Below are 14,619 nucleotides of genomic sequence, written 5' to 3' on the forward strand. Positions count from 1 at the left end.
TTAAATTCCTTTCTTAAACGGACAATTCGCAAATAAGTCCGTAACGGCTTTTTCATAAGTAAATAACTTTTCCGATTTCTTAATTTTTTTCATATATTTTTCGGCATATTCAAAAGACTGTCCCATATAAGACCAAAGTTCTTTCATTTTAAATAGAGTATTTCGTTCTCCAGAACTGATTTCTTGATAGGCAACATAAATATCGTCATGAAAGTTTTTAAATCTGTTTATATCTGGTTTTACTTTCTTTTCAATTGAAGAAAACAGTGAAGGATTTGCAACTACTCCCCTTCCGCACATAATTTTTTCTACAAAAGGAAATCTATCACAAAATCGCTTAAAATCCTCAATCGTATAAATATCCCCATTATAGCAGAGCGAATGTCGGCTCTTATTTACAGCATCTTGAAAAATCTCCCAATTAGGCTTATTTTTATAAAAATCAATCTGTAATCTCGGATGAACAATCAGTTCTTCCACCGGGTATTTATTATAAATTTCAATCAGGCGATGAAATTCATCCACTGAATTTTTGCCTATGCGTGTTTTTATGGAAATTTTCATATCCAATTTAGAATAAATTTCATCTAAAAAACGATCTAATTCTTCAGGATATGCTAAAAACCCTGAGCCTTTCCCTTTTGCAACAACCGTTCCGGACGGGCATCCTAAGTTTAAATTAATTTCCTTATATCCCATATCTTGAATTTCTTTTGCCGTTGTAATAAAGTCTTCAGATTTATTTGTCAAAAGTTGAGGTACAACGTAAAGCCCTTTATTATTCTCTATAGAAAGTTCTTTTTTCTCCCTCGTATTAAAACGTTTATTCGGATGAGGAACAATGAAAGGAGTAAAATATTTATCTAACGGAAGAAAATATTTGTGATAAGCATTTCTAAAAACATAAGTTGTAACCGACTCAAGTGGTGCTAAATAGTATTTCATCGTCTATTCTCTCCCTGTTAATAATTGAATAGATATTTTCAATTTTTCTAAACGTTCATAAAATTGTGTATAAAAATCTTCTTCCTGATGATATGGTTCTAAAAAGAACGTCTGTAAAAGTAGCACATTTATTTTTTTGGCCTTCTCATCATTTTGAAGTTTAATTAATATTTTTTGTACATCCGTCAAAAAATAATGCCAGTCAGAAATATATTTTTCATTTTTCTTTAAGTCAGGTGTATCAATCCACTTTTTTATTTTAACTTTTGTACGATTTTCTTTTTTGCATTCGTGTATTTGTAAAAAATATTGAAAAGATTTTCCGTCATAATATCTTCCAAGCGGAAAAAGACGACAAATTCCCGGTCGGATACTGTGAATACTACATCTTCCTTCACTATTTAAAAAAGCACACTGTTCTTCTTTTCCTGTCATCTTTAAGTTGGGGAAAATAACGCCGTCCACTACATTTAATTCTATTTTATCTGCCAAAAGTTGTTCAAATCTTTGATTTAATCCGAAAGTCAGACGATATATATCTAGCGGATCAAGAATAATGGATTCCCCCATTTTCTGACAACAGGCAGAACATCCTTGGCAATCATTACAGTCTGCTTTTACAAGATCATTAGCAGTATATAACTTTCCATCTGAAATTTCTTCCATGCTCACTTCTCTTCTCACGTAAATTCTCCTTTATCTTTCTGTTTTTCTTAAAATATCTAAAGTATGTGCCCCGGCTCCCAGTAATTCGGGTCTTTCACATATAGATAAATGATATTTGATAAATGTTTCAAATGTTTCCGGTGTCATGGCATTAAGAATCGGACGCATATAGTTGGCAGGACCGTCTGCAGAAATTAATTTAATTCTCTCTAATCCCGCTCCTTTTCGTACCTCGTCTATATCTTCAATGCGAACGTAATCATACAAATCTTCCGCCTCGGAAACGACATGAAATTCTCCGTTTACTTTCCCGCTTTGAATACTTTCCTCAATGTGATTTTCCTTAAAACCATAAGTTAAAATACTATATTCATTCATGCAGTAAGCAACAAGAATAATTCCGTTTTCTTTTACAACTCTTTTAGCTTCTGAAAGTGCTTTTATTTTATCTTCCATTGTATACAAGTGGTACATCGGTCCGAATACAAGTACCATATCAAATGTATTGTCTTGAAAACGTGATAAATTTAACGCCGTCCCCTGATAAGCTTTTACATTACTTCCTTTTGATTTCAAAATCCCCAAATTATATTTTACAAGTTCAATAGCAGTTACATCGTATCCTTCTTCGGCGAGGGCGACAGAATAACGCCCTGTTCCAGCTCCCACATCAAGAATACTCGCCCTTTCTTTTCCTTTCAAATATTCATGGATATATTTCATGGAAGTAATAAACTCCACCTGACCATGTCTTCTTGTCAGTCTTTTTTCTTCACAAAATTTATTATAATACTTTTCTAATTCAATTGTCATTTATAGAGTACCTTTCATTATTTTCTTAAACGATTATACAGGAAAAATCCTCCCACTAAAATAATTATATATACAAGAAGGAGAAATGTAGTTCCATTTGTTTTTGGTATAAATGTGAGGAATACTGGAAAACCTACCACCATAATTGGAGATAATACTTTGAAAATTGTATAGAATATTTTATTCCCCTTTGATATATCTTTCGGTTTAAATTTATCTGCATCTTTTGCCTTGCAAACAACATTCGCCCCAAAACGTCCAAAATATCTATATGCCATATACTCTACTCCATTTAACTCAAACTCAGGATACATACCTTCTTTGGTAATGAAAATGTTCAAATGATTATCTTTGGCATATTTCAGCAATTCTTCCGTAAATTCGGTTGAATTCATGCACATCGTTTCAGGACGAAACGAAAACTCGCATACCTCTTCGGCCGCTGCCATTTTTTTAAAATCATTCATAATATCGGCAAAAACAGAACCATTTCTTTCTTCTCTTTCCATATTTGCCAAATATGTATCTATATCCAAAGTAAACAGTGTGTTTTGTTCCATCTTATCGCAAAAGAAGATGGCGCCCTGCAACCTTTTCTGTTCTTTTTCCAAATATTCTTTCTGGGCAATGATTGCATCAGAAAGAGAAATTTCCTCAGCAAGAATTTTTCGTATCTCTTCGATAGGCATATCTAACTTCCGCAATAATTTAATGATCTTTAACGTGCGTATATCTTCATCATCATATTCTCTGTAAGAATTTTCTGTATTTCTTTTTACAGAAAGAAGTCCTTTCTTTTCGTAGTAACGAATGTTTTGTTTTGTAATTCCTGTCTGTTCCTCAACAAATTTAATATTCAGCATATGAATTGCCCCCTTTTTCTTATTTTCTGCCTAAAATATAAGGGATATAGTAGGTATAAGGTCAATCTTTTTTTGAATTTATTGCTCGCTTTCAATCCATTGACGCAATTCCTGCATACGAACATCCGTAGAAGCAATTGTATCCGCACATTTTTTCAATTCTTCACAAATTTCCTGCTGATTGGAAATATTTTTCTTATATCGAATTTGATGTTCTAAACTCGCCCAAAAATTCATTGCCACCGTACGAATCTGTACTTCCACACGCATAGGCTGTTTACAGTCCGAGAAAAACACAGGTATCTCTAAAATCAAATGATAACTGCGGTAGCCGTTTTCTTTCGGATTTTTAATATAATCCTTCACAGTTATAACAGATATATCATCTTGTTTCGTAAGCATTTCTGCCACATGATAAATATCTTCAATAAACGGACAGATAACACGTATTCCGGCAATATCATTTAAGTTTTGTTGAATATTTTCATTACTGAAGGTTTTTCCAAGACGCTGAAGTTTTTCGGCGATACTGATTGGTTTTTTAATACGGCTTTGAATACTCTCAATCGGATTACGATCTCCTTCCAAAGATAATTCATCATTTAAAACTTCTAACTTCGTAGTCACTTCCCTGATTGCCGAGCGATATTTCATCATGAGTCTGTTAAATTCCATTAAATTTTCAATAACATTTCCTCCATCACCTTTTAAGAAGAGGTTCATTAATTCTTCTTGTTCATGCTTCAACATAGTTTTATCCTCCTTTCTATTTATGGTACGGTTCGCCATTTATAATACGGTAACTGCGATAAATTTGTTCCAACAAAACAACTCTCATAAGTTGATGCGGAAAAGTCATTTTAGAAAAGCTAAGTGCATAATCTGAACGATTTAACACTTCTTTTCCAAGTCCGATTGAACCGCCGATAATAAACGTAATATGACTTATCCCCTGTACGCCTAGTTTTTCGATTTTATCAGCAAGTTCTTCTGAGGTGAGTTGTTTTCCTGCTATTTCAAGAGTAATCACATACGCATCTTCTTTTACATATTTCATAATACGTTCCGCTTCTTTAGAACGAATTTGAGTTTCCAGTGTTTCACTGGCAGAATCCGGCGTTTTTTCATCAGTTACTTCTATAATTTCTAATTTACAATATTTACTCAAACGTTTTGTATATTCTGCAATAGCATCTTTCAGATATTTTTCTTTCAACTTTCCAACGGTAATAACTGTAATCTTCATTTTTCTATTCCTTTAACTAAAAATGTCTTTGTGTAAACATCACACAAAGACATTTTATAATATTTCTCTATTAACGTAAAGAGACACTTCATTATTTATTTGCTAAATTCCCCGCAAAAATAAACTGCATAAATCGAACAAAAGTATACAATACAAACAGCACGGCAATTATTGTTTCAATTAAAACAATGTATTGAAGAATGGGAAGCGGTTGTTTCATATTTGCAAGACAGACCATTGTCTGTTTCGTTGCGATTGCACTGATTACAAATGGGAATGTAAATGCCGCATAGGTTGGATAAAATTTTAATTTTAAATAACCAATTGCTTTTATAAGTGCCAAAACATAAAATACTGTTGCCGCAAATAACATAACCAATAAAAAAGCTTTTGATTTTGGTGTAACAGATTGAACATATCCTACGATACAAAGACTTGTCGGCGCTGCATAAATACAAAAAAGAGGTTTTGCTGACTCCGGAATATTTTTGTATTTTATGTAACGCATTGTTACAAGAATCAATAAGAAAAATAATGTAATCAGCCCAAACCAAAATGCAAAAACACCAACTTTTAATTCTTCAAAAACAGGGGCAGTAACAGCCGCAGCGGCAATTCCTACATATACAATGAAATAACTTGCGAATACTTTTTGGAATTGAATTTTCAGTATAAATTTTACTGTAAAATAAACAATCAATGCTATGTGTAAGCAAATTGCAAAAAACCAAATAATTTTTGCACCTGTACTAATAAATGGTTTGATATAAGTGCTTAAGAGCATCAATGCCATCGGAAATGTAGCCGAAACACTGGCCATAATAGGATTTTGCATATCTTCTTTTATTAATTTGGGAAACATAACCAGTTTCAAAATAAGTAAAAGAAGCAAAAATGCAGCCGCCATTCCGCAGATATATCGAACGCTTTCTCCGTAACTCTGTAAAAGATTACCAAGAGCCGCAAATCCAAGAATAACTCCGGAAAGGGAAAGTGGAATTTTTTTAATTACCTTTTTCATTTTCATCCCTTCCTTTATCTTAAATATCGGCAATCACACGTCTTTGCGCAGGCTCATCGATTTCATCCAAATTTCTTATTCCTAATTCACGACAAATGATTTGAGAAACTTTCCACGCACAAAGTCCTGTAAAAAAGATACATTGTTCTTTGTGTTCTCCACGTCCTTTATCAAATTCTTTTGTAAGGACACGACAGCAAATTACATTTTTACCATTTGCCTCTTTAAACCAATCATGAAGTTCTTTTGTAAGTTCCATACATTTTATGCTTTTGGGGTTTGTTGGGCCATCCTGCTCTGTACGCCCGAAAAACAGTCCAAGGGCAAGGATTCCGCCATTAAATGCTCCGCAGACACATCCTGACTTTCCTGCACCTACGGCCATACCTGACGCCATTGCAATAACTTCTTTGGGAACATCCAACTTAAATTCATCGCGGATAGCGCTCACTAAAGCTTCACAGCAATAATACCCTTCCTTAAATTTTTTCTCAGCCACTTGTTGAACGGTTCTTGGACTGATTTCAGTTACTCCAATTTTCATTGTTGTTTCCTCCTTATGTATAAACTCTTTACTGTTATAGTTTAACATACAATAAGAAGTTCTTTTTATTGTTTATTTTCATACATTTATAGATTTGTTTTATAAGTAATATTATTTTTTCTTTTCCGGTAACTGAACAAGAATAACTGCCATAAATACAATAAGGCAACCGATAATCTCTTTAATACTTAATGCCTGCCCCAAAATAATCCAACCTGCCAAAACGGAAATGACAGATTCCAGACTTAATATCATAGAAGCAACTGTCGGATTCATATCTTTTTGTCCGATAACCTGTAATGTATAAGCAACGCCACAGGACATAACTCCGGCATATAAAATTGGTACAATTGCATCTGTCATTGCCGAAAGATTTGGATTTTCAAATAAAATTGCACCGATTGCGCTGATCGTACCGCTTATAAAAAATTGGATGGCAGATAGACAAACTCCGTCTGCTTTTGGCGCAAAATGATCAATAACTAAAATATGTATTGCAAATAAAACTGCACAAATCAGTACAAGAAAATCACCTTTACCAATAGAAAAATTTTCATTAATGCAAAGTAAATATAATCCGATGACTGCCATAACCGCACCAATCCATATTTTCTTCGCAATTTTCTTACCAAAAAGCAATTCGACCAGTGGAACAATGATAATATATAATGTTGTGATAAATCCCGCTTTTCCTACTGTTGTATGCTGAATACCCATTTGCTGCAAAAGACTGGCTCCACAGAGTGCAATACCACAACAGATACCACCTATCCAAACCATTTTTCGATTTGTATATTTTTCTTCTATGCTTCGATTTCTCAAAAGCGGATTTTTCTTTGAACGGTACACGATTAACGGAATTAATACTGTTCCTCCTATCAAAAATCTAGCTGCATTAAAAGTAAACGGTCCTATGTAGTCCATTCCTACACTCTGCGCCACAAAAGCCGTTCCCCAAATAATTGCCGTCAATAAAAGTAATATACTGTTTCTGATTTTTTCTTTCTGCATAATTTCCCCCTAATAAAATATCCTATAAATATTTTGCCATATATGGCTGCATAAAAATATCTTTGGACATTTTGTCCAAAGATATTTTTCAATGCTTTTTCAAGAATTTATATTCTTTCTATTTGTTTGAAAGATATTCGTGAATTCCTTTTGCACCTGCTTTACCTGCACCCATTGCTAAGATAACAGTTGCCGCTCCTGTTACGGCATCGCCTCCGGCATAAACGCCTTCTTTTGTTGTTTTTCCTGTTTCTTCTTCTGCAACGATACATTTCCACTTGTTGACTTCCAAACCTTCTGTTGTTGAAGAAATTAATGGGTTTGGAGATGTACCAAGCGACATGATAACTGTATCTAAGTCAATTGTAAATTCTGAATCTGCAACTTCGATAGGACGTCTTCTTCCTGATGCATCCGGTTCGCCTAATTCCATTTTTACACAAACCATTCCTTTTACATATCCTGCGTCATCTACTAAGATTTCTTTTGGATTTGTCAATAAATCGAAGATAATTCCTTCTTCTTTTGCATGGTGAATTTCTTCTACTCTGGCTGGAAGTTCCTCTTCACTTCGACGATATACAATGTGAACCTCTGCTCCAAGACGAAGTGCTGTTCTTGCAGCATCCATAGCAACGTTGCCTCCACCGATAACGGCAACTTTGTGTCCGGCAGCAATAGGAGTATCATAAGATTCATCAAAAGCTTTCATCAAGTTACTTCTTGTCAAGTATTCATTAGCTGAAAATACCCCATTAGCATTTTCTCCCGGAATACCCATGAATTTTGGAAGACCGGCACCTGAACCGATAAATACCGCTTCAAATCCTTCTTCTTCAATTAACTGATCGATTGTCGTTGATTTCCCGATAACAACGTTTGTTTCAAATTTAACGCCCAATTCTTTTACTTTTTCAATTTCTTTAGCTACTACAGCGTGTTTTGGAAGACGAAATTCAGGAATACCGTATACCAATACACCACCCAATTCATGAAGTGCTTCAAAAACAGTTACGTCATATCCTAATTTTGCCAAATCACCGGCACATGTAAGTCCGGCAGGGCCTGAACCGATAACGGCAACTTTATGTCCGTTTTTCTTTTCTGCACCAACCGGTTTAATATTATTTTCGAGAGCATAATCTGCCACAAATCTTTCTAATTTACCGATAGATACAGGTTCTCCCTTAATACCACGGATACATTTTCCTTCGCACTGTGATTCCTGCGGACATACACGACCACAAACGGCAGGAAGTGCTGAAGATTGTCCGATTACTTTATATGCCTCTTCAATATTTCCTTCTTTTACTTCTTTGATAAATGCAGGAATGTTAATAGAAACAGGGCAACCTTCGATACATTTTGCATTTTTACAGTTAATACATCTTGTAGCTTCTTCCATTGCTTCTTCTTTATTATATCCTAAACAGACTTCATCAAAATTTTTAGCACGAACTGCCGGTTCTTGTTCTCGTACCGGAACTTTTTTTAATACATCAGCCATTAGTTGTCACCTCCACAATGACCACATCCACCATGATGTGTATCACCTTCCTGTAATTTTAACATTGCACGACCTTCTTCAGTTTTGTACATTTGCTGTCTTTTCATTGCCTGATCAAAATCAACTAAATGACCGTCAAATTCAGGACCGTCTACACAGGCAAATTTAATCTCATCGCCTACCTGAAGACGACAGGCACCACACATACCTGTTCCATCTACCATAATTGGATTCATACTTACGATTGTTGGAAGTTCTAACTGTTTTGTAAGCAGACAAACGAATTTCATCATAATCATTGGTCCGATTGCCACACATACGTCATATTTTTTACCTTCTTCTTTTACAAGTTTTTCAACCATACTTGTAACCATTCCTGCATGACCGTAAGAACCATCATCTGTACAGACATAAAGGTTTCCTGCGACGTCTTCCATCTCTTTTTCCAAAATAAGCATATTCTTTGTTTTGCATCCAACAACAACATCTGCATCAATGCCTTTTTCATGTAACCACTTAACTTGCGGATAAACCGGAGCTGCTCCAACTCCACCCGCTACAAACAGCATCTTCTTATTCTTTAATGTTTCTAAATCTTCTGAAACAAACTCAGATGCACATCCCAAAGGTCCTGTAAAATCTCTGAAACTATCTCCTGCTTTTAATTCAGCCATTTTTTGAGTAGATGCTCCTACAATCTGAAATACAATTGTGATTGTTCCTGCTTCTCTGTTGTAATCACAAATTGTCAATGGGATTCTCTCTCCCTTATCATCCATTTTTACAATTACGAACTGACCTGGCTCACAATGTTTTGCAACTCTTGGTGCTTCCACGTCCATGAGATAAATCTTATCTGCAAGTTCTTCTGCTTTTAATATTTTATACATCACGTGCCTCCTTAAATTTTCTCTACCTATAATGATAAAACATCATTCCCAAAATATCAAGATGAATATTGGAAAGTATTCATCATATAAGGTACTAAAAAGGCGACTGATTTGCAGCCGCCCATTTAAAAATATTTTTTTAGAAATCAACTTCTGTTCCGTAATAAATGCAAGTAAATAATCTTTCCATTGTCGCCGGATCAATTGCTCTAGGGTTAGAACCTGTACAGGCATCTCCTACTGCATTTTCTGCGATGGCAGAAATTTTTTCTTTAAATTCATCCTCTTTAATTCCAAAGTCTTTTAATGTTGCCGGAATTCCGAGAATTACATTAAATTCATCAATCTTAGCACATAAACTATTGATTAATGCCTGTTCTGAATTTCCTACAAGACCTACTCTGCGAGCGATTTCAGCATAGCGTTTTGCTGCTACAGGGTCTTTTGCATTATATTTAATAACGTATGGAAGGTACATAGCGTTTGCAAGACCATGTGTAATATGTCCTGTTGAGAATGCAGCACCTGTTTTGTGTGCCATTGAATGTACGATTCCAAGTAAAGCATTAGAAAATGCCATACCTGCAAGACACTGTGCATCGTGCATTTTTGCTCTTGCTGTCATATTGCCTTTAAACGATGCCGGTAAGTAATCAAATACCATTTCAATTGCCTGAATAGCAAGTGGATCTGTATATGCACAATTCAAAGTAGATACATATGCTTCGATAGCGTGTGTCAACGCATCCATTCCTGTATATGCAACCTGATGTGCAGGAAGCCCTTCTACCAGTTCTGAATCTACGATAGCAACATCAGGTGTAATGTTAAAGTCTGCTAAAGGATATTTAATTCCTTTTGCATAATCTGTAATAACAGAGAATGCTGTTACTTCTGTTGCTGTTCCTGATGTAGATGGAATAGCAGCAAATTTTGCTTTCTGTCTTAATTCAGGGAAATTAAATGGAATACATAAATCTTCAAATGTTACGTCCGGATATTCATAAAATGCCCACATTGCTTTAGCGGCATCAATTGGTGAACCTCCACCCATGGCAACAATCCAGTCTGGTTCAAAAGCACGCATTGCTTCAGCGCCTTTCATAACTGTTTCTACAGATGGGTCAGGTTCAACACCTTCGAATAACTGAACTTCCATACCTGCTTCTTTTAAGTAGTTAACCGCTTTGTCTAAGAAGCCCTGACGTTTCATAGAACCGCCACCAACTACAAGAATTGCTTTTTTACCTTTTAAGTTTTTCAGTTCTTCCAAACAACCTTTTCCATGATAAATATCTCTTGGTAATGTAAATCTGCTCATTATTCTGCATCTCCTTTGAATATATTCTTTGTCAAATTTTCGACAGTAATATTATACAACTGTTAAATATTTAACGCAATACTTTTTGGTGAATTTATGCAAATAATTTATATTTTATTCCAATACATTTTCTTCTGTTGTCACATCCAATTCCAAGTCATAGTTTCGCACTGTTACCGCACTTGCTTTTCCGGTAGAGTTTTCTACAAGCACTGCACTAAAAATCAGATTTCCCTGCGGCATAGGTATAGGCCCTATATATTTTTTCCAGTTTTCTTCCGTAGGTTCTGTTGTTCCGAAAGCATAATAAGCCGTATATCCTTCTTTAACTTCAACCGTAATTTTTTCCTGCTGTTCATACAAACCGCTTGAAGGGGAAACGATAGGAGCTTCCATAAGCGGTGTTTCTATTTTATATGTATGTTTTGACAACAGACTCGGAACACCTTTTTTATTTACGGCAACTGCTCTTACAATCCAATTTCCCTCCTCTAAAAGTATCGGTAAATCTTTATTATATTTTGCACCGGTAGTTTCTGAAGGTTCTGAACCATCCAGCGTATAGTAAATATCATTTCCCTTAGAATACAACTCCAATTCTTCTTTTTCATCATAAGAGTCCTTTTTTAAAGAAAAAGTAGGTTTTTCTACAACATAATCAGAAAGTGCAGATAAAACTGAATCGGATTTACAGTTTGCCATAAGGATGGAAATTCTGTCTTTTTTTTCAGAATTCATATAGACTTCAATTAACCCTTTATATAATTCTATATTATTTTTCTGATTTTCTATTTCTTCTAAAAACACTTCTTCTGCAGAATAGAAATCATCTTTTGCTAAATATACATCTGAAATTCCGATATACCCTTCCGCCTTCTTTTTGTCCTTTTCTATAGCGGATTCAAAATGACGGATTGCCGTATCATATTTCTTTTTTTCTAATGCATTATATCCTTTCTTGATATATCCCGCATAGGAGGTCTGATAAAGTAACAATCCAATTAAAATGACAAAAAGAAGTGAAGTTAAAATAATAACTATTTTTTTATGACTATTTTGTCGTTTTTTCTTTGATTTTCCGGATGTTTTTTTCGATTGCTTTTGCTGACTTCCACTATACAATTCATTTCTTACATGTTCAGCAAGAAGATCATCCAGTGAATTGTAATCCGGAACAATTCGCACTTCCTCTCCACATCTTTCACAATATAAAGAGCCTTCTTTTATTTCAGCACCACATTTCCTACATTTCACTATAATGCCTCCTTGCATACTGCACTGACGCAATTATACATAAGCATTGCCCGTGTCATCACTCCTACACCGCCCGGTACGGGAGTAATTGCACTTACTATTTCCGCTACATCATCAAAGTCCACATCACCACATAAAGTATTGTCTTCATTTCGATGAATACCTACGTCTATAACAACAGCTCCCTGTTTTAAATATTCTTTTGTAATAAATTTGGGTTTTCCAATTGCTACAATGACAATATCTGCACGTTTTGTAATTTCTTTTAAATTTTTTGTACGGGAATGAGTAATTGTAACCGTTCCGTTTTCCCTAAGCAATAAAAGCGCTGTAGGTTTTCCGACAATATTGCTTCTGCCGATAACAACGCATTCTTTCCCCGTGATTTCAATTCCGGAACGCTTTAACAACTGAATAATTCCCGCCGGCGTACAGCATTCAAAACTTTGTTCTCCTATGCAAAGACGTCCAATGTTCACTTCATGGAACCCGTCCACATCTTTTTCAGGAGAAATCGCCTGTGTAACTACTTCTTCATGTATATGTGAAGGAAGAGGCAATTGAACAAGAATACCGTGTACATTCACATCCCCGTTTAATTTCTCTATTAAATTTACTAATTCCTGTTCCGTAGTTTCTTCAGGCAATTCATAAGACAGAGAGCGAATACCAATGTATTCGCAATCTCTCTTTTTCCCGTTTACATATACTGTCGATGCCGCATCGTTCCCAACCTGAATAACTGCAAGACATACGTCTTTTCCCTCTCTTTTAAGTTGTTCTACTTTTGTTTTTAATTCATTTTTTATCTCTAATGCAATTTTTTTTCCGTCAATTAATTTCGGCATCGTATCACCCCTTACATTTAAAATAATCCGGTAATTTTACCTTCTTCATTTACATCAATTCCATTTGCAGCAGGAACTTTTGGAAGTCCCGGCATTGTCATAACAGCACCTGTCAAAGCGACAACAAAGCCTGCTCCCGCATTTACATATACTTCTCTGATATGAATTGTAAAGTTTTCAGGACGTCCTAATAATGTGGCATCATCAGATAGAGAATATTGGTTTTTCGCCATACAAATTGGGAGATTTCCAAATCCCATACTTTCGATTTTTGCCAACTGTTTTTCTGCTGCAGGAGCATATTCCACAGAGGCTGCTCCGTAAATTTCTTTTGAAATTGTTTCAATTTTTTCTTTTAATGATAATTCATCATTATATAATGTATGGAAATGACTTTCTTTCTTTTCAAGTGTTTCCAAAACTTTTTCCGCTAAAGCAATTCCGCCCTCGCCGCCTTTTTCCCATACTTCTGATAAAGCAAATTCGCATCCGCGTTCTTCACAGAAGTTTTTGATATATTCATTTTCAGCGTCCGTATCTGTTACAAATGAATTTAATGTTACAACAACAGGCACTCCGAATTTCTGTACGTTTTCAATATGTTTTTCTAAGTTTACAATTCCTTTTTTCAGCGCGTCTAAGTTTTCTTCCGCCAAATCTTTTTTAGCAACTCCACCGTTGTATTTTAATGCTCTGACTGTGGCAACTAAAACAACTGCGTCAGGTTTCAGATTAGCACTTCTGCATTTAATATCCATGAATTTTTCTGCTCCTAAATCAGCACCAAATCCGGCTTCCGTAATGGCAATATCACATAATTTTAATGCTGTCTTTGTTGCACGAACACTGTTACATCCGTGTGCGATGTTGGCAAACGGACCGCCATGTACTAATGCAGGTGTATGTTCTAATGTCTGAATTAAGTTTGGTTTGATTGCATCTTTCAAAAGGGCAGTCATTGCACCTGTTGCTTCCAACTGGTCAGCAGTTACAGGTTCTCCCGCAAAATTATAAGCAACAATAATTTTTCCTAATCTTTCTTTTAAATCTTGTAAATCATTTGCAAGACATAAAATTGCCATAATTTCAGATGCTACCGTAATAACAAAATGATCTTCACGAACCATTCCGTCCATTTTATTTCCAAGACCGACAACGATATTTCTCAAAACACGGTCATTCATGTCTAAGCAACGTTTCCATACAACTTGTCTTGGATCAATCTGCAAAGCATTTCCCTGCTGAATATGATTGTCAAGCATCGCTGCCAATAAGTTATTTGCAGACGTAATTGCATGAAAATCCCCTGTAAAATGTAAGTTTAAATCTTCCATAGGAACAACCTGTGCGTATCCCCCGCCTGCTGCACCGCCTTTAATACCGAAGCATGGTCCTAAAGATGGTTCACGAAGAGCGATAATTGCCTTTTTATTTAACTTTGCAAACGCCTGCCCAAGACCTACGCTTGTAGTTGTTTTCCCCTCTCCTGCCGGAGTTGGATTGATGGCTGTCACCAATACTAATTTACCATCTTCGTTATCTTTTACTTTTTCCCATAATTCATCAGAGATTTTCGCCTTGTATTTTCCGTAAAAGTCTAAATCATCCTCCTTAATTCCTATAGAGGCTGCCACCTCTTTAATGTGCTGCATAGTTGCTTCCTGTGCAATCTGAATATCTGTTTTCATCT

At 35.4% G+C, this 14,619-nt stretch carries 15 protein-coding genes; all 15 read right to left on the bottom strand.

The window, feature by feature from the left end:
- Complete coding sequence (locus ACYPXO_RS10210) at positions 1-945, bottom strand: tRNA dihydrouridine synthase (RefSeq protein ID WP_459640460.1); 945 nt, start codon at positions 943-945, stop codon at positions 1-3.
- Positions 946-948: 3 nt separating this feature from the next.
- A complete protein-coding gene (locus tag ACYPXO_RS10215; RefSeq protein WP_459640461.1) occupies positions 949-1,629 on the bottom strand; it encodes a YkgJ family cysteine cluster protein in 681 nt (226 codons plus the stop codon).
- A 12-nt stretch (positions 1,630-1,641) separates the two neighbouring features.
- Positions 1,642-2,424: a class I SAM-dependent methyltransferase gene (locus ACYPXO_RS10220; protein WP_459640462.1), complete on the bottom strand. Its 783-nt coding sequence runs from the start codon at positions 2,422-2,424 to the stop codon at positions 1,642-1,644.
- A 17-nt stretch (positions 2,425-2,441) separates the two neighbouring features.
- Positions 2,442-3,287: a MerR family transcriptional regulator gene (locus ACYPXO_RS10225; protein WP_459640463.1), complete on the bottom strand. Its 846-nt coding sequence runs from the start codon at positions 3,285-3,287 to the stop codon at positions 2,442-2,444.
- Positions 3,288-3,365: 78 nt separating this feature from the next.
- Entirely contained in the window at positions 3,366-4,010 is a 645-nt protein-coding gene (locus ACYPXO_RS10230; RefSeq protein WP_459640521.1) for a GTP pyrophosphokinase, read from the bottom strand.
- Positions 4,011-4,053: 43 nt separating this feature from the next.
- Entirely contained in the window at positions 4,054-4,533 is a 480-nt protein-coding gene (gene rlmH, locus ACYPXO_RS10235) for a 23S rRNA (pseudouridine(1915)-N(3))-methyltransferase RlmH (protein ID WP_459640464.1), read from the bottom strand.
- 91 nt (positions 4,534-4,624) lie between these two features.
- Positions 4,625-5,554, bottom strand: a complete 930-nt coding sequence (locus ACYPXO_RS10240; protein ID WP_459640465.1) for a TDT family transporter — start codon at positions 5,552-5,554, stop codon at positions 4,625-4,627.
- Positions 5,555-5,573: 19 nt separating this feature from the next.
- Positions 5,574-6,098, bottom strand: coding sequence for a C-GCAxxG-C-C family protein (locus ACYPXO_RS10245; protein ID WP_459640466.1), 525 nt, complete (start codon positions 6,096-6,098; stop codon positions 5,574-5,576).
- A gap of 111 nt (positions 6,099-6,209) precedes the next feature.
- Complete coding sequence (locus ACYPXO_RS10250) at positions 6,210-7,109, bottom strand: DMT family transporter (protein ID WP_459640467.1); 900 nt, start codon at positions 7,107-7,109, stop codon at positions 6,210-6,212.
- A gap of 118 nt (positions 7,110-7,227) precedes the next feature.
- Positions 7,228-8,616, bottom strand: coding sequence for an NADPH-dependent glutamate synthase (gene gltA / locus ACYPXO_RS10255; protein ID WP_459640468.1), 1,389 nt, complete (start codon positions 8,614-8,616; stop codon positions 7,228-7,230).
- Complete coding sequence (locus ACYPXO_RS10260) at positions 8,616-9,506, bottom strand: sulfide/dihydroorotate dehydrogenase-like FAD/NAD-binding protein (RefSeq protein ID WP_459640469.1); 891 nt, start codon at positions 9,504-9,506, stop codon at positions 8,616-8,618. Before ACYPXO_RS10260 ends, gltA begins: the two co-directional genes overlap by 1 nt.
- A 139-nt stretch (positions 9,507-9,645) precedes the next feature.
- Positions 9,646-10,827: an iron-containing alcohol dehydrogenase gene (locus tag ACYPXO_RS10265; protein WP_459640470.1), complete on the bottom strand. Its 1,182-nt coding sequence runs from the start codon at positions 10,825-10,827 to the stop codon at positions 9,646-9,648.
- Between the two features lie 114 nt (positions 10,828-10,941).
- A complete protein-coding gene (locus tag ACYPXO_RS10270; protein WP_459640471.1) occupies positions 10,942-12,081 on the bottom strand; it encodes a chitobiase/beta-hexosaminidase C-terminal domain-containing protein in 1,140 nt (379 codons plus the stop codon).
- Positions 12,081-12,929: a bifunctional methylenetetrahydrofolate dehydrogenase/methenyltetrahydrofolate cyclohydrolase FolD gene (gene folD / locus ACYPXO_RS10275; RefSeq protein WP_459640472.1), complete on the bottom strand. Its 849-nt coding sequence runs from the start codon at positions 12,927-12,929 to the stop codon at positions 12,081-12,083. Before folD ends, ACYPXO_RS10270 begins: the two co-directional genes overlap by 1 nt.
- A 17-nt stretch (positions 12,930-12,946) precedes the next feature.
- The gene (locus ACYPXO_RS10280; protein ID WP_459640473.1) at positions 12,947-14,617 is read right to left on the bottom strand and encodes a formate--tetrahydrofolate ligase; all 1,671 of its coding nucleotides are present in this window, start codon (positions 14,615-14,617) and stop codon (positions 12,947-12,949) included.
- Positions 14,618-14,619: the final 2 nt, after the last annotated feature.

This window comes from Faecalimonas canis (genome assembly GCF_054601575.1).

What these genes read in the sequence shown, in the direction of transcription:
- ACYPXO_RS10210 (WP_459640460.1), bottom strand. Translation starts at nt 945, where the DNA reads ATGAAATACTATTTAGCACCACTTGAGTCGGTTACAACTTATGTTTTT.
- ACYPXO_RS10220 (WP_459640462.1), bottom strand. Translation starts at nt 2,424, where the DNA reads ATGACAATTGAATTAGAAAAGTATTATAATAAATTTTGTGAAGAAAAA.
- ACYPXO_RS10225 (WP_459640463.1), bottom strand. Translation starts at nt 3,287, where the DNA reads ATGCTGAATATTAAATTTGTTGAGGAACAGACAGGAATTACAAAACAA.
- ACYPXO_RS10230 (WP_459640521.1), bottom strand. Translation starts at nt 4,010, where the DNA reads ATGAACCTCTTCTTAAAAGGTGATGGAGGAAATGTTATTGAAAATTTA.
- rlmH (WP_459640464.1), bottom strand. Translation starts at nt 4,533, where the DNA reads ATGAAGATTACAGTTATTACCGTTGGAAAGTTGAAAGAAAAATATCTG.
- ACYPXO_RS10240 (WP_459640465.1), bottom strand. Translation starts at nt 5,554, where the DNA reads ATGAAAAAGGTAATTAAAAAAATTCCACTTTCCCTTTCCGGAGTTATT.
- ACYPXO_RS10245 (WP_459640466.1), bottom strand. Translation starts at nt 6,098, where the DNA reads ATGAAAATTGGAGTAACTGAAATCAGTCCAAGAACCGTTCAACAAGTG.
- ACYPXO_RS10250 (WP_459640467.1), bottom strand. Translation starts at nt 7,109, where the DNA reads ATGCAGAAAGAAAAAATCAGAAACAGTATATTACTTTTATTGACGGCA.
- gltA (WP_459640468.1), bottom strand. Translation starts at nt 8,616, where the DNA reads ATGGCTGATGTATTAAAAAAAGTTCCGGTACGAGAACAAGAACCGGCA.
- ACYPXO_RS10260 (WP_459640469.1), bottom strand. Translation starts at nt 9,506, where the DNA reads ATGTATAAAATATTAAAAGCAGAAGAACTTGCAGATAAGATTTATCTC.
- ACYPXO_RS10265 (WP_459640470.1), bottom strand. Translation starts at nt 10,827, where the DNA reads ATGAGCAGATTTACATTACCAAGAGATATTTATCATGGAAAAGGTTGT.
- folD (WP_459640472.1), bottom strand. Translation starts at nt 12,929, where the DNA reads ATGCCGAAATTAATTGACGGAAAAAAAATTGCATTAGAGATAAAAAAT.
- ACYPXO_RS10280 (WP_459640473.1), bottom strand. Translation starts at nt 14,617, where the DNA reads ATGAAAACAGATATTCAGATTGCACAGGAAGCAACTATGCAGCACATT.